The following is a 24,963-nucleotide window of genomic DNA, read 5'->3' as shown; positions in this document are numbered from 1 at the left end:
CGGGCGTAGCTCAGCTGGCCGCGGCCAGCGGCAGGGTCGCCGCCGTGGTGGTGTAGGTGCCGTCCACATAGACCAGCGGGCTGATCTCGCCGTGGTGATGGATCTGCTCGATGCGGCCGATGAACACCGTATGCGTGCCGTAGCGGAACTTGCCGTCCTGCTTGCAGAGGATCGCCGCCTGGGCGTCGGCCAGCCAGGGGATGCCCGCGGCGCTGGTCTGCCAGTCGCCCTGCTGGAAGCGCCCCTCTCCCTTGATCGGGCCGCTGCACAGGTGCGACAGGTATTCCTGCTGGTGGCCGAGGATGTTGACGCAGAAGTCGGCGCCCTCCTCCAGCACGGCGTGCAGCGAGGCGCTCTGGTTGACGCAGATCAGCAGCGACGGCGGCTCGGTGGACAGCGAGTCGACCGCCGTGGCGGCCATGGCGAAGCGCTCGCTGCCGTTGCTGGTGGTGATGATGGTCACCGACTTGGCCAGGCGACGCATGGCCTGGAGCATCTGGGATTTCAGGTCGGTCTGGCTCATGGTTCGGCCCTCCTCGTGGGTTGTGTCGGGCCGATTCTTGACCTGGGTCAAACCACCGGCATCGTCCCATGGGACTAGCAAGAATTGGTGCTCCGCCAGCCGCTTCCCGCCCGCTCTGGGCCCCGTGCGGACGGGCCAATCCCGGCCCGGACGGCGGGCCGAATTGGCTAGTCTGATCGGATGTATCTGCCCCTTCCTTCATTTCCGACCATGCGCCCGAGATCCGGTATCACCGGGCCGACCAACCCGATAACAACAAGGGGTAGCGCATGAAATTCTCCCTGATCTACGAAGCACAGACCCTCGACGCCACCCGCGAGGGCGACCGCCGCGTGTTCGACGAGACCGTCGAGCAGGCCGTACTGGCCGACAAGCTCGGCTTCGACACCTTCTGGTGCGTCGAGCACACCGCCCTGACCAACTACTCGCACATGTCCGCGCCGGAAACCATGCTGGCCTTCGTCGCCGGCAAGACCGAGCGCATCGGCATCGGCCACGGCGTGGTGTGCCTGCCGCCGGCGATGAACCATCCGGTCAAGGTGGCCGAGCGCATCGCCACCCTCGACCTGCTGTCCAAGGGCCGCGTGCACTTCGGCGTCGGCAAGGGCGGCACCCAGCAGGAGGCCGGTACCTTCGGCTACGATCTGGCCACCCTGCACCCGCAGATCGACGAGGCGATGTACCTGATCCCGAAGATGTTCGTGCAGGACGAGATCGAGCATCACGGCGACTTCATCAAGATCCCCAAGCGGCCGATCCATCCCAAGCCCTACCAGGACCCGCACCCGCCGATGTACCTGGCCTGCACCAACACCGAGTCGCTGAAGAACGCCGGCGGCCGCGGCATGGGTGCGCTGGTGCTGGGCTTCGGCGGCCCGGACGAGATCGCCAAGAAGGTCGCCGTCTACCACGAAGCCTGGGACAACCGTAACGAGAAGAACCAGGTCGGCTTCCGCCCGAACCGCCACATCGCCGCGCTGTGCCCGGCCATCGTCCTCGACGACAACGAGAAAGCGCGCGCCATCGGCATCCGCGGCCAGCGCTACTTCATGGAGTCGCTGGCCTACTGGTACGCCGGCGGCGAGCGCCCGGACCCGGAGCAGTGGAAGGACGACACCTTCGTCGACGGCAACGGCCAGGCAGTGATCAAGTCGCGCTTCGCCTCCGAGGAAGTGACCGTGGACTTCTCCGACCCGGCCCTGGCGATGATGAACCCCAACCACGCCTACGGCACCGTCGAGGACTGCATCGGCTACGTGCAGCGCCTGATCGACGCCGGCGCCGACGAGATCCTGTTCATCTGCCAGATGGGCACCGTGCCGCAGTGGGCGCAGCTGGAAACGCTGAAGAACATCGGCGAGAAGGTGATCCCCTACTTCCGCAACAAGCAGGCGCAGGGCTGATCACGCGGTGAACCCGGAAGTACGTTGCCCGAATCGGGCAGCGGACTCCCGCGTGTAGGGGCGAATTCATTCGCCTTTACGCGGCCATCAGGCGAATGAATTCGCCCCCACAAGCCGGAATCAACCTGCAGCGCCAGCGGAGCGATCCACTGGCGCTGCAGGCTTTGCTTATTGGCGGCCTTCGCCGAGGAAGTCCAGGCAGGTGCGGTTGAACAGCTCGCGGTATTCCACCATCACCCAGTGCCCGCACTCGCTGAGCAGCACGAAGCGGATGTTGCGGCAGGCGTCCATCAGGGTCTGCGCCCCGGAGGCCGGGCAGAACTTGTCGTTCACCCCCCAGAAACCGAGGATCGGGCACTGCAGCTCACCAAGGCGCGGCGCCAGGTTCGGTACCTGCATGGTGCTCAGCACGCAGCGCGGCTGCTGAAGGACCACGGCGACCCGCTCGTTCACGGTCTCGTCGCTGATCGTCGAGGCGTCATAGAGCTGCAGGCCGAGCAGGCGGCGCATGCCGGCGGCGTCGTTCAGTTCGCCGTTGGCGAAGGCGGCGCCCATCTTCTGGATGCCTTCCATCTGCTGGTAGTACTGCTCCTTCTCCATCAGCCCGCCGGGTGCCATGAGGATCAGCTTGCTGACCCGCTGCGGCTGATCCAGCGCCAGCTTGAGGGCGATGGCGCCGCCCAGCGAGTTGCCGACCAGCACACAGCGCGGGATGTCCAGTGCATCGAGCAGGCCGCTCAGGGCATTGACGAAGAAGTCCAGGTCGTAGGTGGTTTCCGGCTTGTCCGAAGCGCCGTAGCCCGGCAGGTCGGGCACGATCACCCGGTAGCCGGCTGCGGCGAACACCGGGTAGTTCTGCTTGAAGTTGCTGTGGCCGCTGGCGCCCGGCCCGCTGCCGTGGATGAACACCACCGGCTCGCCGGAGCCGGCCTCCGGGCAGCCGGCCTCCGGAGAGCCGGCCTCCAGATAATGCAGTTGCAACCCATCGTTCAGCGTCACGAATCGCCCTTGCGGTAGCGCGCCCATGGCGGCCCTCCTCGGCTTGTTGTCGGAAAGGCATTGTCCGAAGTGACCTGCGCCCCGACCTCGTCCGAGGAGACTAAGCAACAACGCCGAGTCCACGTGGACGAAGGCGCCGTCGCCCTGCCCCGCTAGCCTTGGCGGCATCAGCGACTGGCTAACGAGGTGATGCATGCACGATCCGATCGATTTCAGCGGCAAGGTGGTCCTGATCACCGGCGGCGGCAAGGGGGTGGGCCGCGGCATCAGCCTGGGCTTTCTCGAGCGCGGCGCCGAGGTGGTGATCTGCGGGCGCAACGCGCCGGACAGTCTGCCGGCCCATGGCGACTGCCAGGCGCACTTCGTGCCCTGCGACGTGCGCGACGTCGAGCAGGCGCAGCGCCTGATCGATGCGGTGATCGAGCGCCACGGACGCCTCGACGTGCTGGTCAACAACGCCGGCGGCGCCCCGCATACCGACGCGGCGACCGCCTCGCCGCGCTTCTCCGAGTCGATCATCCGCCTCAACCTGCTGGCGCCGCTCAATCTCTGCCAGTTGGCCAACCGGGTGATGCAGGAGCAGGCCGATGGCGGCGCGATCATCAACATCTGCAGCGTCAGCGCCATCCGCCCCTCGCCCGGCACCGCCGCCTACGGCGCGGCCAAGGCCGGCCTGCTCAACCTGACCCGCTCGCTGGCGGTGGAGTGGGCGCCGCGGGTGCGGGTGAACGCGGTGACCGCCGGGCTGACCCTCACCGAGCAGGCCGAGCTGCACTACGGCGATGCCGAGGGCGTCGCGCGGGTCGCCGCCAGCATCCCGCTGCAGCGCATGGCCAGCCCGCAGGACATCGCCAACGCCTGCCTGTACCTCGCCTCGCCGATGGCCAGCTACGTCAGCGGGGTGGACATCTGCGTGCACGGCGGCGGGGAAAGCCCGGCCTTCCTGGCCGCGGCCAACGCCGACTGAGCAACAAAAAACGGGGATCGCAATGATCCCCGTCCTCCCTTATCTCATCGCCACACCCTTCAGGAGCTGTGCGCCAGACTGGCGCCGCTGGTCTCGAAATGCCCGCGGAACGCGGTTTCGACGATGCGCCACTGCCCGTCGACGCGCCGGTAGCGATCCTGGTAGAAGCCGCCCAGCTTGCGGGTCGCGCCGGTCTCGCCGTCGAGGTTGCAGTAGCACAGTGCCCAGCGCCCCACCGCCTCGTCCCCATCCTCTCCCAGCAGGTAGATCTCCGGGTTGGCGCCGTGGTGCAGGTCGATCACCCGCGGCTGGCAGGCCAGCTCCCGGTAGACCGCGACGAAACTGTCGCGGTCACGGAAGGTGCCGATGGGGCCGTAGTCGATGAGGATCTCCCCCTCGGCGAAGCAGTCGCGGATCGACTCGACCTGTTTGAGGTCGCAGGCATTGAGATAGCGGTGCTTGAGGCGCTGGATCGCCTCCAGCGCCTCCAGGCGGGCGATGCGGGCTTCCAGGTTCATCACAGGTCCCTCATGGTCAGGTTGGGCTCGCCCCAGTAGGCGCGCATGGAGCGGATGCAGCCTTCGGTGTCGAACTCCATCACGTCGATCACCTCGATCGAGCAGCGCCGCCCGTCCCAGTCGAGTTCGACGCGAAAGGGCACGGCGCCGTAGCCGTTGTGGGTGGCGCGGACGGCGCCTTCGAGACTGGCGCGGGCCCGGCTTTGCCCCAGGCCCTCGCGGTAGAAGCGGGCGATGGCGTCGATGCCCTGGTGCACCGGCGTGCCCACCGGGTCCTCGACCGTGGCATCGGGTGCGTAGAGCGCCAGGATGCCGTCGATATCGCCGGCGTCCACCAGCTGAACGTAGAGGGCCATCTGGGCCTGGATCTGTTTGGGGGTAAGCATGTCGTCGTTCCTCGAGCCGCTTATCGGGCATACACACGCGGCTCCGCGGGAGCCCTGTGGGGCCGAGTCTGGCGACTGGGGCACGGCGCGGAATCGTCCGCATGGACGATCCCGAAGGATGCAGGGCGGCGGGGCAGGCAGGTGCCTGCTCCGCCGCGGACCTCAGAAGCTGTACTTGGCGCTGAACGCGTAGTAGTCGCGGTCGGCCAGCGGGCGCTTGTCCAGATCGGCGCTGCCCAGGAAGCCGTTGTAGGCGATCCCCAGTTCGAGGTTGTTGAGGTACTTGCCGTTGAGGCCGACGCTCACGCGCTTGTCGCCCTCGCCGACCAGGCTGCCGAAGGCCCCCGCCACCGCGGGGCTACCGTTTGCCTGATGGGCGAAGGAGATCGGCATGTTCAGGTCCCAGCCGTCGATGACGTTGTTCCACGACGGGGTCATCAGCAGCTGGTAGGCCCAGGCGTTGCGGTCGTAGGTGAGTTCATCGGAGCGGGTGCCGGCGAACTCGAAGGCATCGACGTCGTTGACGTGCAGGTAGGCGAGCTCGGCGATGAAGGTGGTCTGGTCCGACAGCGGCATCGGGCCGGTGAGGTAGATCGCCGAGAGCTGGCCCTGGGTGGCGTCGGCGCGGGTGACGGACGGGCCGATCAGCGAATCGACCAGCACCGGGACGCCCTCCTTGTAGCTGATCTCGCCGGCCAGGTTGACGTCGCCCAGGCGGGTCGAGAAGCTCGCCCCGCTCAGCTTGATGTCGTCGAAGTACACCACGCTGTACGAGGTCGGGAAGCCGCCGTCGAAGTTCAGCGCCACGTTGGGGTTCTTGTCGTGGTAACGCAGGTAGTAGAGGCTCGCCTCGCTCTCGGCACCGAGGGCGAAGCGGGCGCTCACCCCCCACTGGCCGCTGTCGCGCGGCTCGTCGTCCGCACCCTTGGGAATCGTGAAGCCTGGCGCCGCGTAGATGAACTGGGCGCCCGGGCCGATCATGTCGGCGTAGGAGAAGTAGCTGCCCACCGGGTCCAGTTCGGTGCGCTTGTACTCGTACTGGTAGTAGGCCGCCAGGCCGAAGTCCGGGTTGAGCTGCCACTGGGCGAGCAGTTGGCCGACCGGCAGCAGGATGTCCTTCACCTCGGTGGCCGGCACGTTGGCCTTGGTGGCATCCGCTGGCGACTGGGCGCCGGCGATGTTGGGGAAGAACAGGCTTTCTCCCCACTGCACCACCTGGCGACCGGCGCGTAGGTTGAGCATCGACTGCTCGCCGGTCTGCAGGCTGCCGTACAGATAGGCGTCGAGGAGGCGGCTGCGGCTGCCGGCGCGGTTCTTGGCCTGCGAGCTGAAGTGGTCGTGCGCGCCGCTCTTGTTGACGGTCTCCGGGGAATCGTTGTCGTTGGCGTGGAAGTACACGTCGTCGTAGAAGGTGCTGGCGCGCACGAAGCCGCCGTAGTTGCGGTACTTCAGGTCGAGCTCGCCGAGCAGCGCCACCCGGTTGTTGATCATCGCCCCGCCCTTGAAGTTGCGGTTGCCGTCGTCGGAGTTGACCGTGGTCGGCAGGCCGCTCTCCGGGTCGATCGGCCCGTCGATCAGAGCCCGCGCCGGATCGTGCTGCCGCCAGGCCGCGCCATAGGAAAGGTTGAGCAAGTAGTCGGCGTTGACTTCATTGCCCAGGTCAAAGGACCCGGCCGATACCGGCGCGCCCAGAGGCAGCAGCCAGGCCCCGAGCAGCCACGGCCCGAGCCGGCGGTTCACCATCGACCTGTCGGTAAAATGCATCATCTTCAATCTCCTGATTGCCTGCCGCGCGGAGCTTCGTTGGCCCGTTCAGGGCGCGGCAGGTCGTGGCGACGACGGCAGGCCGTCGTCGCCACGCCTATGTAGGGAGTTAGGGAAAAAACCTGTTTCGCCGTGCCCGCTCTCAGCGGCCCGCCTGGCGCAGCATGTCGGTGGTGTACATGAAGGGCTTCAGCCGGCCGCCGTTGAGCCGCGGCGCCGCGATCTCGTTGGTCAGGCGGTCGGCGAGGTAGGCCCCGGACATCAGGTCGTGGTAGACCGTGACCCCGGCGTGGAACACCCGGGCGTCATAGGCGTAGAAGGTGTTCATGAAGTTGGTGCGCCACAGCTGGCCGCGCGCGTCGTAGTTGTCGGCCATCACCGCCTGCCAGCTGTCCTCCTCGATGTACAGCACGCGCTTGGCGTAGCGGTGGCGATAGCCTTCCTTGAGGGTGGCTTCCAGCACCCAGACGCGGTGCGGCTCGTAGCGCATGACACTCGGGTCGATGCTGCCAGCCTTGAGCAGGTCGGCGTACTTCACCCCCTCCGCTTCCAGCCGGTAGCCGTTGTAGGGGATGTACAGCTCGCGCTTGCCGACCAGCTTCCAGTCGTAGCGCTCGGGCGAGCCGTTGAACAGGCGGTCGTCGTCGATGGTGCGGAAGCCGCCCACGCCCAGCGGCATGTCGAAGCCGAAGCCGGGGGACTGACGCACGCGACGGGCGCCGGGGTTGTACTGCCAGCTGGTCTGCGGGTTGGTCAGCTCGTTGAAGTAGGTATAGGTCATCGACGACTCGCCCTTCTGGCGTTCGGGCTTGAGCACGGTTGCCCGCGAGTAGGCGAAGACCCCCGTGGTCGGCTGACCGAGATCCTCCGGCCCGCCGGTCTTGTCGAGGATCTCGTAGCGCATCTGCCCCCAGGCCGCCTTGCCGTCCGGATAGACCACCGCCTGGTCGTACACCGCATCCTCCTCGAGGACGTAGGCCGGCAGCAGCATGTTGCGCAGCAGTTCGTCGCCGTTCTGCGGGATCGGGAACGGCGTGCCGCCCTTGAGGGCCTTCACGCCCATGTTGCCGTCCTCCAGCTCGGCAACGAGGGCGTTCTTGCGGGTGATGTCGCAGCGAATGTCGTCGAGGCGGAAGTCGCGGTGGCTGGGGTAGACGGGAATGGCGAAGGTCTGCGGATACTTGCGCAGCAGCGCCTTCTGCCCATCGGACAGACGCGCGGCGTACTGCTCCATGTTCTGCGCGGTGATGGTGTACAGCGGCTTCTCGTCGGCGTAGGGATCGGGGTGGCGCGCACCCACGCCAGCGAACTTCATGCCGGGCGGGGTGCCCAGCCATTTGCCGGCGAAGGCCGGGATGGAACCGTCGGCGTTGGCCGCCTTCTCGGCGCCGAAGCAGGTGAGTTCGTTGCCGAGTTTCTGCGCCTCGGCCCCATCGATCTTGGCCCAGCTACCCTGGGCGACCAGCATCAGCAGTGCTGCCAGCGGCAGGCTGCTACGAAACGGGATATTCATGGCATTCCTCTTGTTCTTGTTGTGCACCAGGCCGCTCCCGACGGGGAGCGGTCCGTTCGTCATCGTTCCCGGCGGCACGCCGCTTAGGCGTGCTCGTGGCGCTTGACCTTGGTTTCGGTGGTGATGAAGGTGGCACCGGTCTCGCAGGCGTAGGCGTGCACGTAGGCCTCGGCATCCAGGCAGACCTCCGGGGCCAGCAGGCCCTCGCCGAACACCTTGCCGGCCAGCCAGGCCTCGATGGCCAGGCGCGCGCAGGTCGGGGTCGGGTCGGAGGTGCTGTCCGCGGTCTCCTCGACCGGCAGATCGAGGTGCTGTTCCAGTACCGAGCAGACTTCGGCGCCATCGCGCTCGCCGATCACCTCCACGCGGAAGGCCACGGCCCAGGGCTCGGCGGAGAGGTCGACAGCCATGCTCTTGAGGCCGGCCTCGCTGGTCAGGTGGTGGGTGAGGAACTTCAGCGGCGAGATGCCCAGCCCCTCGATCACCTCGGGGCTGCCCAGGCCCAGTTCGATCAGCTTGCGCCAGATTTCCGAGCCGGCTTCGGGGAAGAAGCCGATGCGGTTGGTCACCTGCTCCAGGCCCTTGACGAAGTGCGGCAGGGTGACGGTTTCGCCATGGCCGATGAAGAACGACGGGTAGGCCTTGAACGGCGCGGAATACGGCACCTCGAGTCGACCGCCCCAGCCCGGCATCTTGCGGTACTCGCCGTCGACGAACTGCACCACCTCGCCGGCGGTGATATGCATCATGTGGTCGACCACCGCGGGCGACAGCAGGCCCGGCAGGAAGGGCACGGCGGTGGCCAGGTGGATCTCGCGCACCTTGTCGAGGCGGTCGGCGAGCAGGCGGGCCATGACGTTGGTCAGCCCCGGCGTCGAGCCGCAACCGATGATCAGGCGGATCCCAGCGGCCAGCGCGCGCTGCTGCCAGGACGGATCGAGGAACAGCTGTTCGGCCACGTCGTGGTCGTCGTTGATGTCGATGTAGTCGACTCGCGCCCGCAGCGCGGCCTCGATGACCGGCACGGCGCTGCGGTAGAACGGCCCCACGGCGTTGAACACCAGATCGACGCCGTCGAACAGCTCGTCCAGACAGGCGGGATCGCGCACATCGGCACGCACGCCGCGCACCCGCGGGCCCAGCTCGGCGGCGAGCTTCTCGGCAACGGCGAGATCGAGGTCGCCGACCACGCACTCCAGCTCGGGGTGGCGCGGGACCAGCTGCCGCGCCACGTTGGCACCCACGTTGCCGCATCCCAATAGCAAGACTTTCATGCTTGTTTCCTTCTTTTTCTGGTTGTCGTTCTTCTGCAAGGCATTCGCTGCGCGGGCACGGCCCGCTCAGACGAGGTTGAACTTGTCGGCCCAGCGCGCCGCCGGGATCAGCACGCGGCGGATCTTGGTTTCGAACAGGCCGGGGAACTGCACGGCCCTGGGGGTTTCCAGCGGCAGCAGGCAGTTGGCCAGGCGGCCGGCGACCAGCGACTCGGCCAGGTTGACGCCCAGCATCGGGCCGAGGACGTTGCCCCAGGAGCCGAAGTTGTTCAGCGCCAGCACACCGTCGGCGACCTGGTACAACTTCGGGTAGCAGGCGTCGTAGACCGAGGACGAATTGGCGGTCATGCCGGTCCAGTAGGACTCCAGCTCGATGGGCGTATCGCCCAGCTGCGGGTAGGTGCGCCGCAGGTAGCGCAGGAAGTAGGCGAAATGATCCACCGCCCGTTGCGCGCGGCCGGCGGCCGGAATGGTCGCGGTGATCAGGCGGTTGCGCCCGTCGATGACCAAGGGATACAGGCCGGCCGGATACTGCATGAGGGCGACCCGCGCCGGGTTGATGATCTCCAGCGCCGCCTGGGGCAGCGGCCGGGTCGCCAGGCCGCAGGCCACCAGCGGGAACTGGGTGCGCGCCAGCTCCGGGAAGAAGGCATTGCCGACGTGGCCGTTGGTGCACAGCACCACCTGCTGGGTGCGCACGCTGCCGACGGCGGTGCGCACGCGCCACGACGAGCCGCTGCGCTCGCAGCCCACCACGCTGGAGTTGCCGTACACCCTGGCGCCCAAGCGGGCGGCGGCGGCGATCATGCCGTTGGTGAACAGGAACGGGTTGATCCGTCCGCCTTCGCGCCAGTGGATGCCGTAGCGGTAAGCATCGGTGCCGAGCAGCTCCTTGAGGCGCTCGGCGCCGACCACATCCAGGTCGTAACCGAAGGCCTTCCACTTCTTCACCTTGGCGTCGAGCGCGGCATGCCGGCGGCTGGCCGCATCGACCATGCCGGACTGGGCCGCATCGGCCTGCAGCCCATGCTTGCGGCACAGCTCGAAGACCACGTTGCGGTGCTCGATGAAGTAGTCGGTGAAGCGCCGCCCGCCGTCGGCATGGGCATGTAGCGGCTCGAACGAGCCCAGATAGGGCTGCACATGCCCGGCGTTGCGCCCGGAGGCGCCACTGCCCGGCTGGTCGGCCTCCAGCACCACCACGCGAACACCGCATTCGGCCAGACGCAGGGCCAGCGAAGCGCCGGCCAGCCCGGCGCCGACCACCACCACATCCGCCTCGATGTCCCGATCCAGGGCCGGGTAGGCCGGGATTTCCCCTGGCAGCGGCCAGCCGCTGAAGCGAATGGGCACTACCCCTGCTTCATAGGCATCCGCTACCGGAAAGACGGGAACCTGTCCCGCCACTGCATGCCGAAACCCTCGCCAACTCACTGCCGCCTCCTCGAATTCACTGCGCAGCACACGCTGCGGACTGCTCGGGGCGCGACGGGATCGCACCGCCACTGCCTGTCGCAGCGGTTTCGATCCTATTGAGGAGGGGAAGCGGCGCTCCAGTACCAGCTGGTACTGCCGAGGGAAATCGGCCGCTGGGTAGACTCCGGGCCGGACTTTCCGACCCATCACCTGAGAGATCGAGCATGGCGCGTATGCAACAGACGGCAGTGGCGCTGGACGGCGCAGCGCTAGCGGCGGCAGCCGAGGACCGCCCCGCTCCCCAGGCAGCGGCGGCGGCCCTGCCCGACCAGCGGCAGGGCTGGCTGCTGGTCGCTGGCCTGGCGGTGGTGCTATGCGTGATCTTCGGCACCACCATCAGCGCCCTCGGCCTGTTCACCCTGCCGATCACTGCGGACCTGCAGTGCAGCCACGAACAGGCCGCGCGCATGGCCACCGCCTTCATGCTCAGCATGACCCTGAGCATGCCGCTGGCCGGCTGGCTGCTCGACCGCCTCGCACCGCGCCCGGTGATGACCGCCGGCAGCGTGCTCGCCGCGCTGGGCTACCTGCTCGCCGCCGGCAGCCCCGACATCGACCGCCTCACCCTCGCCCTGGCACTGGCCGGCATCGGCGTCGGCGCCTCGACCTACGTGCCGGCCATGACCCTGGCCTCGCGCTGGATGGCACCCGCCCGGCAGGGCCTGGCCTTCGGCATCCTGCTCGCCGGGGCCGCCATCGGCGGGGTGATCTTTCCCAACCTGCTCACCCGGCTGATCGGCGAGTTCGGCTGGCGCAGCGTCATGCAGCTCATCGCCGGCCTGATCCTGCTGGTCTGCGTGCCGCTGCTGCTGTGGCTGGCGCGCCTGCCCGCGGCGCCGGCGGCGGCCAGCTCCCACGCGACGCAGGCGCTCCCCGGCCACGCCGTCGGCCAGGTGCTGCGCATGCCGCGCTACTGGCTGTGGATCGCCATGCAGTTGCTGCTGACCATGAGCGGTGTGGGCATCTACATCTCGCTGGTTGCCTGCCTGGTCGCGGCCGGCTATTCGGCGCAGACCGCCTCCGGCTGGTACGCCGGGGTGGGCGCCGCCTCGCTGGCGGGCAACTTCCTGTTCGGCGCGCTGAGCCAGCGCGTAAGCGCCAGGACCATCCTGCTGTGCGGCAACGCCATCGGCATCGCCGGCCTGCTCTGCCTGCTGCTCGCCCAGCACCCGGCCTGGGGCCTGGCGGCGCTCGCGGTGTTCACCCTGAGCTGGGGCACCACCTTCAACCTGGTCAACCAGCTCGCCCCGCTGCTGCTGGTGGAAGCCGTGGGCCAGCGCAACTTCGGCAGCCTGCTCGGCATCGGCAACCTGCTCGGCGGACTCGGCGCGGCGTTCGGTCCGGCCGCCGTCGGCTACCTGGTCGACGCCACCGGCAGCTACGCCCCTGCCCTGCTGCTCTGCGCGGCCCTGGCGGCTGTGGCCAGCGTGCCGATTGCCCTGCAGCGGCGGTCCGTCGCCTAGTGATGCGTCGCTCAGCGCAGCAGAGCGAAGCTCTTGAACAGGATCCGCACCAGGTCGGTCTGCCCCTTGATGCCCAGCTTGGCGTAGATGTTCTTCGAGTAGTTGCGCGCGGCGGTCACCGCGATACCCATCTGCCCGGCGGCTTCGCTGATGGTCTGGCCGCAGGCCAGCAGCGCGGCCAGTCGGGCTTCCTGACGGGTCAGGTCGAGCAACTGGGCGATCAGTTCCGCTGCGGAACCGCCCGAGACCTGCTGCATGGCCAGGTTCTCGGTCAGCTCCGAAAGGTAGACGATCACGCTCGGCACATGCCGGCCCTGGAAGTAGGCGAGCAACGGCGCCGGCGTCACCAGCATGCCCAGCAGCACGCCATCCAGGGCCTGCACGCGCACCAGCTCACCACGGCAGGGGCCGCCGTCGTTCTGTGCCCTGGCCGCGATGGCATTGGCGACCGCCTTCTCCAGCGCCCGCTGGACCGCGCGGTCCTGCAACTGCAGGCGGCCGTGGCTGAGCTCGATGCCCTGGTGCTTGTCGATGATGGCCCGGGCGGCCCGGTTCACGCAGAGCAGTTGAGCATCGCCATCGAGCAGCAGGCAGCCGAGGACCAGATGATCCAGGCAGCCTTCGTAGATCGACTTTTCCGCCTCCTGGCGCTTGAGCCGGGCGTAGAGGCCGAGGGCGCGGGTCAGGTGGGGCAACAGCGCCCGGATCAGCTCCAGGTCGCCGGCTGCAAACGGCCGCTGCGGATCGGACCGCCCGCGGATCACGTCGATCCAGCAGCGCATGCCGCCGGGCTCGGCAAAGCAGGTCCGCAGGCAGCTGGCGAGATTGATGAATTCCATGTGCGCGGCGCACTCGGCCTCCACGTCCTCGGGGCCGAAGACGACCACACCGCCTGGATCAAGCGACTTCGGGTTGACCACCTCGATGTGCGCGAAGCGCTCGCGGTAGAGCCGCTCCGCCAGCAGCCAGTCGGTGTCGTCGCCCTCCTCGACCGCCATCACCTGGATATCGGTCGGCCGGTCCTCGGCGTGCAGCAGGGTGACCGTGACGTTGATCGCCGCCAGCACCTGGCGCAGGCGCTCGGCCAGGGCGGCCCAGGGCCGGGCCTCGTTCAGTCCTTCGTAGACCAGCCCAATCAGTTCGGGCAACACGGCGCCGCCTGCCGGTGACGGCGCGGGCGGGCGTTTCAGGACAGCGGCAGCCTGCATGGAATCACCTCCTGGCGGGCATCGCCCTCGCCGGGAGGGGAAGGACGTGGCCTCGGCGCACGGTCGACCGGATGGACGGCCCTGGCTGCGGATTCAATCGCAGCGTCGGGGGAGCGCCATCGTCCGCTGGGACTAAGCCGGCCTGGCAGGATGAAGACTGGTTTGCAGGGGAGTCCTGCGGGCCCCGGGACACCGCAGGACGTTGCCGTCAGCGCCGAGCGGGCGCGGAATAGCCGGCCAGGAGCGCCGCCACGAAGTTCTCCAGCGCCTCGTCCGGCAACCGGTTGATGCCGGCGGCACGCTGGCGGCCGCCGCCGCTGGGGTAACGCCGGCAGAAGTCGTCCGCCGCCAGCGTCGCGTCGGCGGGCACCCGCAGACTGAACTGCCAGTCGCCGTCGCTGCGTACCGACAGCAGGCCGAGCGCCCGTTGCGGATCGGCGGCGGCCAACTGGTTGGCCAGCACCCCGCTGACCCGCCGCGCCCAGGGCGCGTCAGGCAGGCGGTAGATCCGGGCCCCCGGCCCCTCCCGCCAGGGGCGCAGTGCGGCGGCCTCGGCCATGTCGGCCGCATGGCCCTCGCGCAGGCGCTGGAAGCTTGGGCTGTCGCCCACGAAGTCGAGTGGGTCCTGGTACGGCAACAGCTCCGCCGCCAGTTCCAGCGGGTCGAAATGCAGGTCGCCCAGCCGCTCGCCGTAGGCGTTGTAGTTGAGCAGCAGGCCCAGCTCGGCGAGCAACTCGGTGTCGCCCTCCCCCAGCCCGTGGCGCAGGGCCAGCGCCCGCGCCGGTCCCGGCATGCCGTCGCCGAAGGCGGCCGCCACCGCCCAGCGGTGGAAGCGGCCTTCGAGGAAGCGGTCCACCAGCAGGCTGGTGCAGACCTGCGCGGCGGTGTCGATGAACGACTCGAACCCCCGGTGGACCGGCAGCTCGCCGGCGAAGTGGTGGTCGAAGTAGCGCACCCGGGCACCGCCCGCGAGCAGCCGCGCGACGTCCGCGCGGTTGCTGTCGTGGGCGATGTCCAGCACGGTGACCCGCTCGCCCGGCCCGGCCTGCACCCGCTGCAGCAGGGCGATGTCGCGCTTCACCCCGCTGACCAGGCGCACTGCCGGGTCCAGTTCCCCGGCCAGGCGCAGCTGCTGCAGGGCACAAAGGCCGTCGGCGTCGCCATTGAAGGCGCAATGATCCAGCATGTTCGCCTCCTCAGCGCATCCGCTCGCCGCCGTTGGCGTCGAGCTGGGCGCCGTAGCGGGCGCGATAGGCGCCGTAGTCCTGCTCCAGGCGCTCCTCGTCCAGGCCGAAGGCCGCCGCGTCGTACTGGTGGGCCGCGCGCTTGTCGCGGGCGTTGCCGGCCAGCCAGGCCTCCATCGCCGCACGGGTAGCCGGCGCCAGCTCCAGGCCGGCGAAGCGGTAGATGCGCTCCACCACCGCCAGGGGGGCGTTCACGGTGTCCTCGAACTGCACGTCGAGGAAGGCCGCGGCGGACATCCGTTCGCGAACCGCCATGCTGTGGCGCAGGGCGCGGGCCATGCGGCTGTTCCACTGCTCGCCGACCTGGGCCGGGTCGGCCTGGTCGCTGTACATCTGCCAGAGGGTATGGATGAAGCTGGCCAGCGACGGAATGGTCTTGCCCGGGTCGCGGTGGGTGAGAATCACCTGCGCGCGGGGGAACACCTGCAGCAGCAGCTCCAGGGTGTGCAGGTGCTGCGGGCTCTTCAGCAGCCAGCGGCGGCCCGGCACGATCCCGCGGCGGGCCTGCTGCCACTGCAGGAACTGCAGCATCTTCTTCAGGTAGCCGTAGACCTGGCTCTGGTCCTGCCGGTCGAGCCAGGCGGTGTAGTCCGGCACGTTGACGTAGGAGTCCATGGCGCAGAGGAACGAGTGCTCCATGAGCATGAACTCCTCGTCCGGCTGCTCGGCGTCCAGCGGATGGATGGCGAGGATCTGCGGCACGAACTCGATCATCGCCGCCACCTCGCCGCGCGCCCGGCCGATGCGCTCGGTCGGCTGCTCCAGGCTTTCCCCGGGCAACGGCGCCGGGTAGCGGGTCTCCCACCACTGCGCCTTGCTGAACTGCGGGTCCACCGCCAGCAGGCGCTGCAGCAGGGTGGTGCCGGTGCGCGGCAGGCCGACGATCACCAGCGGGTCGTCGACGGGCTGCTCGAGGATCTCCGGGAAGCGCTTGCAGTAGTCCTCGATCACCAGGCGGTTGGCCAGTTGCGACACCAGCTTTTCCCGCAGCAGTTCGGCGCCCTGGGACGACAGTCGCGCCTGGCTGTGCAGCGCCGGCTCCAGTACGCGCAGGGCCTGGCGGAAATCGCCGGGGCCGAAGTCGTCCAGCCCGCCGGCGCGGGCGCTGGCCTCGGCCAGCAGGCTGTCCGGGGCGAAGGAAACGGAATGGCTCATTGCAGCTCCTTGAGGTGGTCGAGCTTGACCACGCGGGTGGTGGGATGGACCGGGTGCACGGCGCCGACCCAGCGCAGGCAGTAGGTGCCGTTGGCATGGCCGGCGGTTTCCAGCCAGTTGGGCAGGCCGGGATCGCGGTGGCTGAGCACCAGGCGCACGCCGCCGCGCGCATCCAGTTGTGCCGAATGCTTGTTCAGGCAGATGCGGTGGTAGCGGTAGTCCAGCGACTCCATCCAGTAGTTGTTGATCTGCAGATTCCAGAAGTCGCAGTCGGGCACCTGATCCACTTCGATCAGCAGCGCCTCGTCGTCGGCCAGGTTCCAGTAGCCGTGGTAGTAGAAGATGTTCGGATCGCCGCCCACCGCCTGGCACAGCGCCTGGTCGGCCGGCGGCAACTGGTTCGGATGCGCCTGGTAGCCCTCGGCCCAGTCGGCGAACAGCCGCGCGGTGTTCTCGACGAAGCTGGCGACCCGGCCCAGGCTCTGCTGCAGACGCTCAGCATTCAGCGGGTCCGGCTGCTGCTGGCCGTCCAGCGGCTCGATGCGCAGCTGGGCGGGCTGCTCGGCGCCGCGGTCGAGGAAGGTCTGGCGCACGATAAGCGCGTTGCTCGCCGGTTCCAGCCGCAGCCAGTTGCCGCTGGCCGGCGGCTCTTGGCTCAAGATCAGCTCGAAGCTGCCGTCGGCCTCCAGCTGCAACTGGCTGGCGTCGATGAAGCCGGTCTGGATCATCGTGCCGTCGCTCTCGTAGCCGCCCTTCTGGGTGCCGAAGCTCAGGTAGGCCACGCTGCCGCGCCGGCCGCTGACCCGGTACTGCCGCTCGCCGTTGAGGCGCGCGTACTGGTACAGGTTGTCCGGGTTGTCGGCGCCGATCTTGGCCGTCTCGTGGGACGGCGAGAAGAAGCCGGGGAAGTCCGGGTCGGCGAACTCCAGGTGCATTTCCAGGGCAATGCGCAGCAGGCGGGTGAGGTAGCGGTAGCCCTCGGCGCGGTTGTGCGGGTCGCGGGGCGCCTCGGCCCGCAGTATCTGCTCGCCGGCCCGCTTGAGCTGGTCGCAGAAATCGCTCCAGACCTGTCCGCTGCACACCTGCCGTTCGATCTCGTCTATCGCCATGTCGGTCTCCTCTGGTCCGGCGCAGGGCGCGCCGCTGTCGTCACCTTAGGGAGGCCACCGGCAGCGATTCTTCGTCTGGGCGGACTAAAAAGTGCGCAGCCGCAAGCCCTGCTGTCGAGGGCAGGAAAAGTTCGTCTGACCAGACGAAGAAGCGCCAGCGGCAGCTTCCCTACCGTGGAAAAAAGCCGGCCCGCAACCCGCGGAGCCGGCCCCTCCCACGGAGACAAGCGATGCTGACTCACCTGCAACGCCTGGAGGCCGAAAGCGTCCAGATCATCCGCGAAGTGGTCGCCGAGTGTGAAAACCCGGTGATGCTCTACTCCATCGGCAAGGACAGCGCAGTGATGCTGCACCTGGCGATGAAGGCCTTCGCGCCCGGCAAACCGCCCTTCCCCCTGCTCCACGTCGACACCACCTGGAAGTTCCGCGAGATGATCGCCTTCCGCGACCGGACCGCCGAGCGCCTGGGCCTGGAGCTGCTGGTGCACGTCAACCCGGAAGGCGTGGAGCGCGGGATCAACCCCTTCGAGCATGGCTCGGCCCTGCACACCGACGTCTGGAAGACCCAGGGCCTCAAGCAGGCGCTGGACCACCACGGCTTCGACGCCGCGTTCGGCGGCGCGCGGCGCGACGAGGAAAAGTCGCGCGCCAAGGAGCGGGTGTTCTCGATCCGCTCCGCGCAGCACCGCTGGGACCCCAAGCAGCAGCGCCCGGAACTGTGGCACCTGTACAACACGCGCAAGCGCAAGGGCGAAAGCCTGCGGGTGTTCCCGCTGTCGAACTGGACCGAGCTGGACATCTGGCAATACATCTACCTGGAACGCATCCCCATCGTCCCCCTCTACCTCGCCGCCGAGCGCCCGGTGGTGCGCCGCGACGGCACGCTGATCATGGTCGACGACGAGCGCCTGCCGCTGCTGCCGGGCGAGACGCCCGAGCTGCGCAAGGTGCGCTTCCGCACCCTGGGCTGCTACCCGCTGACCGGCGCCATCGACAGCGAGGCCGACAGCCTCGAAGCCATCATCCAGGAGATGCTGGTGAGCCGCACCTCGGAACGCCAGGGTCGGCTGATCGACAGCGATTCGGCCGGTTCCATGGAGAAGAAGAAGCAAGAGGGGTACTTCTGATGAACGCGATCACCAGCCTGGACCAGTACCTGCAGCAGCAACAGCACAAGGATCTGCTGCGCTTCATCACCTGCGGCAGCGTCGACGACGGCAAGAGCACCCTGATCGGCCGCCTGCTGTACGAAACCAAGGTGCTCTTCGAGGACCAGCTCGGCCAGCTCGAAGTCGACTCGAAGAAGCTCGGCACCCAGGGCGGCGAACTGGACTTCGCCCTGCTGGTCGACGGCCTGGCCGCCGAGCGCGAACAGGGCATCACCATCGACGTGGCCTACCGCTTCTTCGCCACCGACAAGCGCAAGTTCATCGTCGCCGACACCCCCGGCCACGAGCAGTACACCCGCAACATGGTCACCGGCGCCTCCACCGCCGACCTCGCGGTGATCCTCATCGACGCCCGCCAGGGCGTGCTGGCGCAGACCCGCCGGCACAGCTTCCTGGTGTCGCTGCTGGGCATCCGCCAGGTGCTGGTGGCGGTGAACAAGATGGACCTGATGGACTACTCGGAGGCGGTGTTCCGCGACATCGAGACCGAGTACCGGGCCTTCGCCGACCAGCTCGGGCTGACCGACGTGCAGTGCATCCCGCTCTCGGCGCTCAGGGGCGACAACCTGCTGGAGCGCAGCGACAGCATGCCCTGGTACCGGGGACCGAGCCTGCTGGAGCATCTGGAAAGCGCACCGCTGGGCGACAACCGCGCCAGCCAGGCCCCCTTCCGCCTGCCGGTGCAGTGGGTCAACCGGCCCAACCTCGACTTCCGCGGCTATGCCGGCAACGTCGCCGCCGGCAGCATCCGCGTCGGCGATCCGATCCGCGTCCTGCCATCGGGCCGGCAGAGCCGGGTCGGCGGCATCCTCGGCCTGGCCGGCGAACAGCAGGAGGCTGCCTGCGGCCAGGCGGTGACCCTGACCCTGGAAGACGAGATCGACATCAGCCGCGGCGACGTGATCGCCCTGGCCGATGCGCCGCCGGCGGTGGCCGACCAGTTCGAGGCCACCCTGGTGTGGATGGGCGAGGAACCGCTGCTGCCCGGGCGCCCCTACCTGATGAAGATCGGCTGCCGCACCCTGGGCATGAGCTGCGCCACCCTCAAGCACAAGGTCAACGTCAACAGCCTGGAGCACCTGGCGGCGAAGACCCTGGAGCTGAACGAAATCGGCGTCGGCAACCTCAGCCTCGACCAGCCGATCCCCTTCGACGCCTACGCGGACAATCGCGATACCGGCGGCTTCATCGTCATCGACCGGCTGAGCAACCAGACCGTCGGCGCCGGCATGCTGCACTTCGCCCTGCGCCGGGCGCAGAACGTGCACTGGCAGGCCATCGACGTCGACGGCGCCGCCCGCGCCGCGCTGAAGGGCCAGACACCGCGCATGCTGTGGTTCACCGGCCTGTCCGGGGCCGGCAAGTCGACCATCGCCAACCTGGTCGAACGCAAGCTGCACGCCCTCGGCCGGCACACCTACCTGCTCGACGGCGACAACGTGCGCCACGGCCTGAACCGCGACCTGGGCTTCAGCGAAGTCGACCGGGTGGAGAACATCCGCCGGGTGGCCGAGGTGGGCCGGCTGATGCTCGACGCCGGGCTGATCACCCTGGTCTCGTTCATCTCGCCGTTCCGCGCCGAGCGCGAACTGGCGCGCAGCCTGGCCGGCGACGGCGCCTTCCTGGAGATCTTCGTCGACACCCCGCTGGCACTGGCCGAGCAGCGCGATCCCAAGGGCCTGTACCAGAAGGCCCGGCGCGGCGAGCTGAAGAACTTCACCGGCATCGACTCGCCCTACGAGCCGCCGCTGGCGCCCGACCTGCGCATCGACACCAGCGGCGAATCGGCCGAGGCCGCCGCCGAGCGCATCGTCGAGTACCTGCTGGCGCAGTGAGGCCCCCTTCGCCCGGGGCCGCCAGCCGGTCCCGGGCGGCTGCAGATCACTTCCAAACCTATCAACTGAGTGCCCAACAGGAGCGAGTCATGGCCAAGGCCGAAAACATCGTCACCTCGATCACCGTGGAAATCGACGCCCCCTCCCGCGTGGTCTGGGAAGTGCTCACCGATCTGGACAACTACCACGAGTGGAACAGCTTCTGCCCGAGCATTCAGTGCGGCCTGCAGATCGGCGATCCGGTGCTGATGCAGGTACGTGCCCCCGGTAGCGACGAGACCTTCCCGGTCCACGAATATCTGGTGGCCTGCGACCCCGAGCAGCTGTTGTCCTGGGAGCAGCGCCCCGTCCCGGAAAACATGGACGCCGCCCGCCGCGACCAGTACATCACTGCCATCGACGCCAATCGCTGCAGCTATTTCACCACGGATATTTTCCTGGGTCTGAACCAGGACACCATCATGCGCGAGCACGGTGCCTGGGTGAAAAAAGGCTTCGACCAGATGGCCCTTGACCTGAAACGGCGCGCCGAAGCACTGCACGCCAGCCGTGCCTGAGCGGCCCATTCCCCGCCACGACAATAAGAAAGAAGGTAATTGCCATGTTGCTCAAAGATAAAGTTGTCATCATTTCCGGTATCGGTCCCGGCCTGGGCATCAAGCTGGCCGTGCGCGCCGCCGAATACCAGGCCAAGGCCGTGGTGCTGGCCGCCCGCACTCCGGCGAAACTGGATCAGGCCGAACAGGCCATCCGCGACGCGGGCTACAGCACCCCGATCCTGAAAGTCCCCACCGACATTGCCCAGGTCGAACAGTGCCAGAGGCTCGCCGAACTGACGGTCGAACACTTCGGCCGGATCGACGCGCTGATCAACTCCGCCTACTCCCACGGCGCCTGGGGCAGCTCCTCCGCGTCGTCCATGGACGACTGGCGCCAGGCCATGGACGTCAACCTGTTCGGCACCATGCAGATGACCCAGGCCGTGCTGCCGCAGATGAAACAGCAGCGCTCGGGCAGCATCGTCATGATCAACACAATGGCCACCCGCACCCCCAACCAGCTGGAGTCCGGCTACGCCGTCTCCAAAGGCGCGTTGAAGACCGCCGTGCAGTACCTGGCCCAGGATCTCGGCCCGTTCGGCATCCGGGTCAACTCCACCTTCATGGGCTGGATGTGGGGCGCACCGGTGATCGGCTACTTCGAGAGCGAAGCCAAGCGCCTGGGCGTCACCATGGAGTCGCTGGTCGACCAGATCGCCCAGCAGATTCCGCTGCGCAAGATTCCCGAAGACGGCGACTGCGCCATGGCTGCCCTTTACCTGGCCAGCGACTACGCCAAGGTGATTACCGGCGCGCAACTGGACGTCAACGGCGGCCACTTTCTGCCTTGCTGACTAGCCAGAGGCGACAGGGAGGTCGCCTCTCAGCCGATCAACTGATCGGCGCCTCCTGCTGGCGCGCTGAGCCCGCGCCCACCCCACGGTAGGGTGCGCCATGCGCACCAGGAATCCCGCGCGGAGGTTCCGGTGCGCACGGCGCACCCTACTGCATCACGGGATAGCCGCCACTAGGCCGAACGGACGATTTGCCGGCCCCGCGGCGCGCAAATACTGACCCCATCCAGCCCGACAACCACAACTGGAGAGGCGCGGATGCACAACTTCGAACACGCCCATGAACTGGCGGGCATCAGCGCTCGCGAACTCAGCGACCTGCTGGCCCTGACCTACCGCGGCCCGCTGGAACCCACGCCCTGGTCCGGCCTGCTGGAGGCGCTGCGCCTGCGCTTTCGCGCCAGCTTCATGACCCTGGTGCTGCGCAACCCCGCCCACGACCGCCCCGGGCTGATCGTCAACGCTTCGATCCATGGCCCGTATCTGCCGGGCGAGCCGTCCTACAGCGAGCACTACTATGCAATCTGCCCCTTCCTCGACTGGCCGGCCGGGCAGGTGACCAGCGCCGACCAGGTGCTGGGCCAGGAGGCCTGGCTGACCGACGATTTCTACCGGAGCTACCTGCAGCCGCTCGACCTGCGTTACGTGCTGGTGGCCAACCTGCGCACCGACGCCGGCATGCACTGCGCGCTGTTCGCCTGCCGCGGCCATGCGGCGGAGGACTTCGACGCCGCGGAACGGGCGCTGATCGAGCTGCTCCGGCCGCACCTGCAGCAGGCGGTGGACCTGCATTCGACGGTCGACGAACTGGACTCGGAGCGCCTGCTCTATGCGGCCACCATCGACCGCCTGCTGGTGGGCACGGCGATCCTCGACGAAACCGGCAAGGTGATGCGCAGCAACCAGGCGGCCCAGCGCCTGTTCGCCGCGCACGATGGCCTCGAGTGTCGCCAGGAGCGGCTGCGCGCCTATTCCGTCCAGGACAACCGCGATCTGCAGAAGGCCGTGCAGACGGTGCTCCTGCAGCGCCAGCAGGGCCGGGACGAGTCGGTGGAGGTGCTCACCCTGTCCCGCCCGACCGGCGAGGTGCCGCTGAACCTGCTGCTGCGCCCCATCGCCCTCAACTACGAAGGCCAGGGCAAGGCCCGGCGGCCGGCCGTGGCGGTGTTCATCCGCGACCCGAACGACTCGCCGCAGGCCTCGCGGCACCTGCTGCGCAGCCTGTTCCAGCTGACCCGCACGGAAACCGAGGTGGCCATGCTGATGATGGATGGCCTGACTCTGGACGAAAGCGCCGAGCGCCTGTGCCTCTCGCGCAACACCGTGCGCGCCCACCTGCGCGGCGTCTTCGCCAAGACCGGCGCCACCCGCCAGGCCCAACTGGTCAAGACCCTGCTCAACAGCGTCGCCGCGCTGGCCTGATAGCCCATCCTGCGCCCCTCCTCCCCCATGCCATCCCGCGGACGATGGCGTGGGCGGCTGCGCCGGTGTTACTGCGGAGCGAAGAAGCAAAAAAACCCGGCCTGAGCCGGGTAAAAGGTGACAGTGGGACAAACCTGTCAGCACGCACTGGTTTGCTGTCGGGGGGAGCACAGCCTCCCCCCTGTGCCCCGAATCAGGCGGAGCCACCGATCAGCTGGGCGTTGTCGACACGGATCTCCGCGCCGTTGATGAAGCGCGACTCGTCCGAGGCGAGGAACAGCACCACGTTGGCGATATCCGCCGGGGCGCACATGCGGTTCTTCGGATCCTTCTCCAGCTCTTCCTGGGCAACCGGCTGACCGCCGTGCAGGGCGCTGGTCATCGGCGTGTTGACGCCGTCCGGATGCACGCTGTTGCAGCGGATGCGGTAACCCTGCTGCTTGCAGTGCATGGCGATCGAGCGGGTCATCGCCGCCACCGCGCCCTTGGACGCCGAATAGGCACAGAACGCCGGCATGCCGCCGAGCGCCGCCATCGACGACATGTTGACGATCGAGCCGCCGCCGGTTTCCTTCATCGCCAGCACCGCGTACTTGCAGCCGAGGAAGTAGCCGGCGTTGTTGATGCCTTGCACCTTCTGGAACAGCTCCAGCGAGGTGTCCTCGATGGTGCCGACGGCGAGGATGCCGGCGTTGTTGACCAGCACGTCGAGGCGGCCGAAGGTTTCCAGGGTGGTGTCGATCACCCGCTGCCAGTCGGCTTCGCTGGCGATGTCGTGGCGCACGAACAGGGCGTCGCCGCCGATCTCGGCGGCCGCACGCTGGCCGGCTTCCTCGTTGAGGTCGGTGAGCACCACCCTGGCCCCTTCGCGGGCCAGCAGCTTGGCATCCTCCAGACCGATGCCACTGGCGGCGCCAGTCACGATGCACACCTTGCCTTCGACTCGTTTCATTGTTGTTCTCCCGTTGCTGGATCAGCGCGGATCGAGCCCGCAATCGACTGGATTCGATTGTTGCAACGGGTGGGAGGGGCTACATCGTCTGGGGAGACTAATCCCATTTGGCGCTCCCGCGAAGGCGGGAGCCCAGGTGCCACGGGCCTTCCGGATTGTCGCCTGCACGGGAATGACAACTTCTCCAGGATTTCCTCGGGAACACTGAAATTCGCTGCTGATCAGCGCTCCACGTGCTGCCGAACGATCAGCAATAACGCATGTCGGGTTCCGGCAGCGATTCCAGCGCCGGGCGCGCCAGCAGGTAGCCCTGGAACAGCGAAACGCCCATGTTCCGCAAGGTGTCGAGCTCTTCGGGCCGCTCGATCCCTTCGGCGATGATCTGGCAACCGAGTGCGTTGCACGTGCCGATCACGCCGGCGACGATGGCACGCCTCACCGCATCGCGGTCGATATCGCGAGTCAGCGCCATGTCCAGCTTGACGATATGGGGCTGGAAGTCCGCCAGCAGGTTCAGGCCGGAATAGCCTGCGCCAAAGTCGTCGATGGCGGTCAGGAAGCCACGCTGCCGATAGTCCTTGATGATCTTCAGGGCATGCTCGGGATTACGGATCTTTTCCGACTCCGTGATCTCGAAAATCAGGCGGTCGGGCGAAAAGCCGACCTTGCGCGCAGCGGCCAGCGTCAGGCGGATGCAACTGGCCGGCTCATAAACCGCGTTGGGCAGGAAGTTGATCGACAGATAGGTCTGCATGCCGAGGCGTTGAGCGGTTTCGATCGCCAGCACACGGCAGGTCTGATCGAACGAATACATCTCGTCGGGCTTCACCGCGCCCAGCACCTGCGCCGCAGAGGCACCATCGGCGCCGCGAACGAGCGCCTCGTAGGCAAACACACTCCGCTGCTCGACATCGACGATCGGCTGGAAAGCCATCTTCAATTCGAGATTAAGTGGCTTGGCATCCCTGCAGCGGATGCATCCGATGAGTTCATCGTCAGCGTCCTCGAAAAAGTTTGATAAATACATCTGATCTCCTTGCGAGGCTGGTTTCCCTGTGATCTTCAAGGAATCCTCGCGCGATTGATGGGCCGACGATTGATGAGGCCATCTGCACGGCGCTCACCACGCCAGCGTTGCAGCGAACTCTACAACGCGTGCTGACGCAAAGCACGTAGCCGCCCCCAACTTG

Annotated in this window: 22 protein-coding genes; 8 read left to right on the top strand and 14 right to left on the bottom strand. The window is 67.8% G+C overall.

The genetic code is table 11. From position 1 onward, the window contains the following. Nucleotides 1–10: 10 nt before the first annotated feature. Complete coding sequence (locus RA210_RS14100; RefSeq protein ID WP_136488520.1) at nucleotides 11–523, bottom strand: flavin reductase family protein; 513 nt, start codon at nucleotides 521–523, stop codon at nucleotides 11–13. A 269-nt stretch (nucleotides 524–792) separates the two neighbouring features. On the opposite strand from RA210_RS14100, the gene RA210_RS14095 reads away from it, so the two are divergent. After that, a complete protein-coding gene (locus RA210_RS14095) occupies nucleotides 793–1,926 on the top strand; it encodes an LLM class flavin-dependent oxidoreductase (protein WP_136488521.1) in 1,134 nt (377 codons plus the stop codon). A gap of 168 nt (nucleotides 1,927–2,094) precedes the next feature. Here the strand turns inward: RA210_RS14095 and RA210_RS14090 are convergent, their stop codons facing one another. Beyond that, a complete protein-coding gene (locus RA210_RS14090; RefSeq protein WP_201486914.1) occupies nucleotides 2,095–2,952 on the bottom strand; it encodes an alpha/beta fold hydrolase in 858 nt (285 codons plus the stop codon). A 166-nt stretch (nucleotides 2,953–3,118) separates the two neighbouring features. Here RA210_RS14090 and RA210_RS14085 point away from each other — a divergent pair, with 166 nt between their 5' ends. After that, nucleotides 3,119–3,892 carry an SDR family oxidoreductase gene (locus tag RA210_RS14085; protein WP_201486913.1) on the top strand — a complete coding sequence of 258 codons (774 nt, stop codon included), beginning with the start codon at nucleotides 3,119–3,121 and terminating at the stop codon, nucleotides 3,890–3,892. 59 nt (nucleotides 3,893–3,951) lie between these two features. On the opposite strand, the gene RA210_RS14080 is transcribed toward RA210_RS14085, so the two are convergent. From RA210_RS14080 to RA210_RS14055, 6 genes are all read right to left on the bottom strand, one after another. Further along, nucleotides 3,952–4,410: a nuclear transport factor 2 family protein gene (locus RA210_RS14080; RefSeq protein ID WP_201486912.1), complete on the bottom strand. Its 459-nt coding sequence runs from the start codon at nucleotides 4,408–4,410 to the stop codon at nucleotides 3,952–3,954. Beyond that, complete coding sequence (locus RA210_RS14075) at nucleotides 4,410–4,796, bottom strand: steroid Delta-isomerase (RefSeq protein WP_136488525.1); 387 nt, start codon at nucleotides 4,794–4,796, stop codon at nucleotides 4,410–4,412. The genes RA210_RS14080 and RA210_RS14075 overlap by 1 nt, the downstream gene beginning before the upstream one ends. Nucleotides 4,797–4,958: 162 nt before the next feature. After that, a complete protein-coding gene (locus RA210_RS14070) occupies nucleotides 4,959–6,563 on the bottom strand; it encodes a DUF1302 domain-containing protein (RefSeq protein ID WP_201486911.1) in 1,605 nt (534 codons plus the stop codon). Nucleotides 6,564–6,702: 139 nt separating this feature from the next. Further along, nucleotides 6,703–8,073: a DUF1329 domain-containing protein gene (locus RA210_RS14065; protein ID WP_201486910.1), complete on the bottom strand. Its 1,371-nt coding sequence runs from the start codon at nucleotides 8,071–8,073 to the stop codon at nucleotides 6,703–6,705. Between the two features lie 83 nt (nucleotides 8,074–8,156). Next, complete coding sequence (locus RA210_RS14060; RefSeq protein WP_201486909.1) at nucleotides 8,157–9,347, bottom strand: saccharopine dehydrogenase family protein; 1,191 nt, start codon at nucleotides 9,345–9,347, stop codon at nucleotides 8,157–8,159. A gap of 66 nt (nucleotides 9,348–9,413) precedes the next feature. Further along, nucleotides 9,414–10,700, bottom strand: a complete 1,287-nt coding sequence (locus tag RA210_RS14055) for an NAD(P)/FAD-dependent oxidoreductase (RefSeq protein WP_201486908.1) — start codon at nucleotides 10,698–10,700, stop codon at nucleotides 9,414–9,416. A 287-nt stretch (nucleotides 10,701–10,987) separates the two neighbouring features. Here RA210_RS14055 and RA210_RS14050 point away from each other — a divergent pair, with 287 nt between their 5' ends. Next, nucleotides 10,988–12,286 (top strand): MFS transporter, encoded by a 1,299-nt coding sequence (locus RA210_RS14050; RefSeq protein WP_201486907.1) that lies wholly within the window; start codon nucleotides 10,988–10,990, stop codon nucleotides 12,284–12,286. An 11-nt stretch (nucleotides 12,287–12,297) separates the two neighbouring features. On the opposite strand, the gene RA210_RS14045 is transcribed toward RA210_RS14050, so the two are convergent. From RA210_RS14045 to RA210_RS14030, 4 genes are all read right to left on the bottom strand, one after another. Continuing rightward, complete coding sequence (locus tag RA210_RS14045) at nucleotides 12,298–13,434, bottom strand: helix-turn-helix transcriptional regulator (RefSeq protein ID WP_201486906.1); 1,137 nt, start codon at nucleotides 13,432–13,434, stop codon at nucleotides 12,298–12,300. A gap of 268 nt (nucleotides 13,435–13,702) precedes the next feature. After that, entirely contained in the window at nucleotides 13,703–14,680 is a 978-nt protein-coding gene (locus tag RA210_RS14040) for an acetyltransferase (protein ID WP_201486905.1), read from the bottom strand. 10 nt (nucleotides 14,681–14,690) lie between these two features. Continuing rightward, nucleotides 14,691–15,893 carry a sulfotransferase family protein gene (locus RA210_RS14035; protein ID WP_201486904.1) on the bottom strand — a complete coding sequence of 401 codons (1,203 nt, stop codon included), beginning with the start codon at nucleotides 15,891–15,893 and terminating at the stop codon, nucleotides 14,691–14,693. Then, nucleotides 15,890–17,002 carry a DUF1214 domain-containing protein gene (locus tag RA210_RS14030; RefSeq protein ID WP_201486903.1) on the bottom strand — a complete coding sequence of 371 codons (1,113 nt, stop codon included), beginning with the start codon at nucleotides 17,000–17,002 and terminating at the stop codon, nucleotides 15,890–15,892. The genes RA210_RS14035 and RA210_RS14030 overlap by 4 nt, the downstream gene beginning before the upstream one ends. Nucleotides 17,003–17,232: 230 nt before the next feature. Here RA210_RS14030 and cysD point away from each other — a divergent pair, with 230 nt between their 5' ends. The 5 genes from cysD to RA210_RS14005 all read left to right on the top strand — a co-directional run bounded on the left by cysD (nucleotide 17,233) and on the right by RA210_RS14005 (nucleotide 22,821). Then, nucleotides 17,233–18,129, top strand: coding sequence for a sulfate adenylyltransferase subunit CysD (cysD, locus tag RA210_RS14025; RefSeq protein WP_201486902.1), 897 nt, complete (start codon nucleotides 17,233–17,235; stop codon nucleotides 18,127–18,129). Further along, entirely contained in the window at nucleotides 18,129–20,006 is a 1,878-nt protein-coding gene (gene cysN / locus RA210_RS14020) for a sulfate adenylyltransferase subunit CysN (RefSeq protein WP_201486901.1), read from the top strand. The genes cysD and cysN overlap by 1 nt, the downstream gene beginning before the upstream one ends. A gap of 89 nt (nucleotides 20,007–20,095) precedes the next feature. Beyond that, nucleotides 20,096–20,563, top strand: coding sequence for an SRPBCC domain-containing protein (locus tag RA210_RS14015; RefSeq protein WP_201486900.1), 468 nt, complete (start codon nucleotides 20,096–20,098; stop codon nucleotides 20,561–20,563). 44 nt (nucleotides 20,564–20,607) lie between these two features. Beyond that, nucleotides 20,608–21,399 (top strand): SDR family oxidoreductase, encoded by a 792-nt coding sequence (locus tag RA210_RS14010; protein WP_201486899.1) that lies wholly within the window; start codon nucleotides 20,608–20,610, stop codon nucleotides 21,397–21,399. Between the two features lie 258 nt (nucleotides 21,400–21,657). Next, the gene (locus tag RA210_RS14005) at nucleotides 21,658–22,821 is read left to right on the top strand and encodes a helix-turn-helix transcriptional regulator (protein ID WP_201486898.1); all 1,164 of its coding nucleotides are present in this window, start codon (nucleotides 21,658–21,660) and stop codon (nucleotides 22,819–22,821) included. 193 nt (nucleotides 22,822–23,014) lie between these two features. Here RA210_RS14005 and RA210_RS14000 read toward each other — a convergent pair whose 3' ends face one another. After that, nucleotides 23,015–23,773 carry a glucose 1-dehydrogenase gene (locus RA210_RS14000; RefSeq protein WP_201486897.1) on the bottom strand — a complete coding sequence of 253 codons (759 nt, stop codon included), beginning with the start codon at nucleotides 23,771–23,773 and terminating at the stop codon, nucleotides 23,015–23,017. Between the two features lie 247 nt (nucleotides 23,774–24,020). Further along, nucleotides 24,021–24,800 (bottom strand): EAL domain-containing protein, encoded by a 780-nt coding sequence (locus RA210_RS13995; RefSeq protein ID WP_201486896.1) that lies wholly within the window; start codon nucleotides 24,798–24,800, stop codon nucleotides 24,021–24,023. Between the last annotated feature and the right edge of the window lie 163 nt (nucleotides 24,801–24,963).

The sequence above is a fragment of the Pseudomonas sp. OF001 genome (assembly GCF_904426495.1).
Lineage (GTDB): Bacteria > Pseudomonadota > Gammaproteobacteria > Pseudomonadales > Pseudomonadaceae > Geopseudomonas.
Note: the sequence above shows the minus strand (reverse complement) of the source record. Positions and strands in the feature narration are given on the sequence as shown.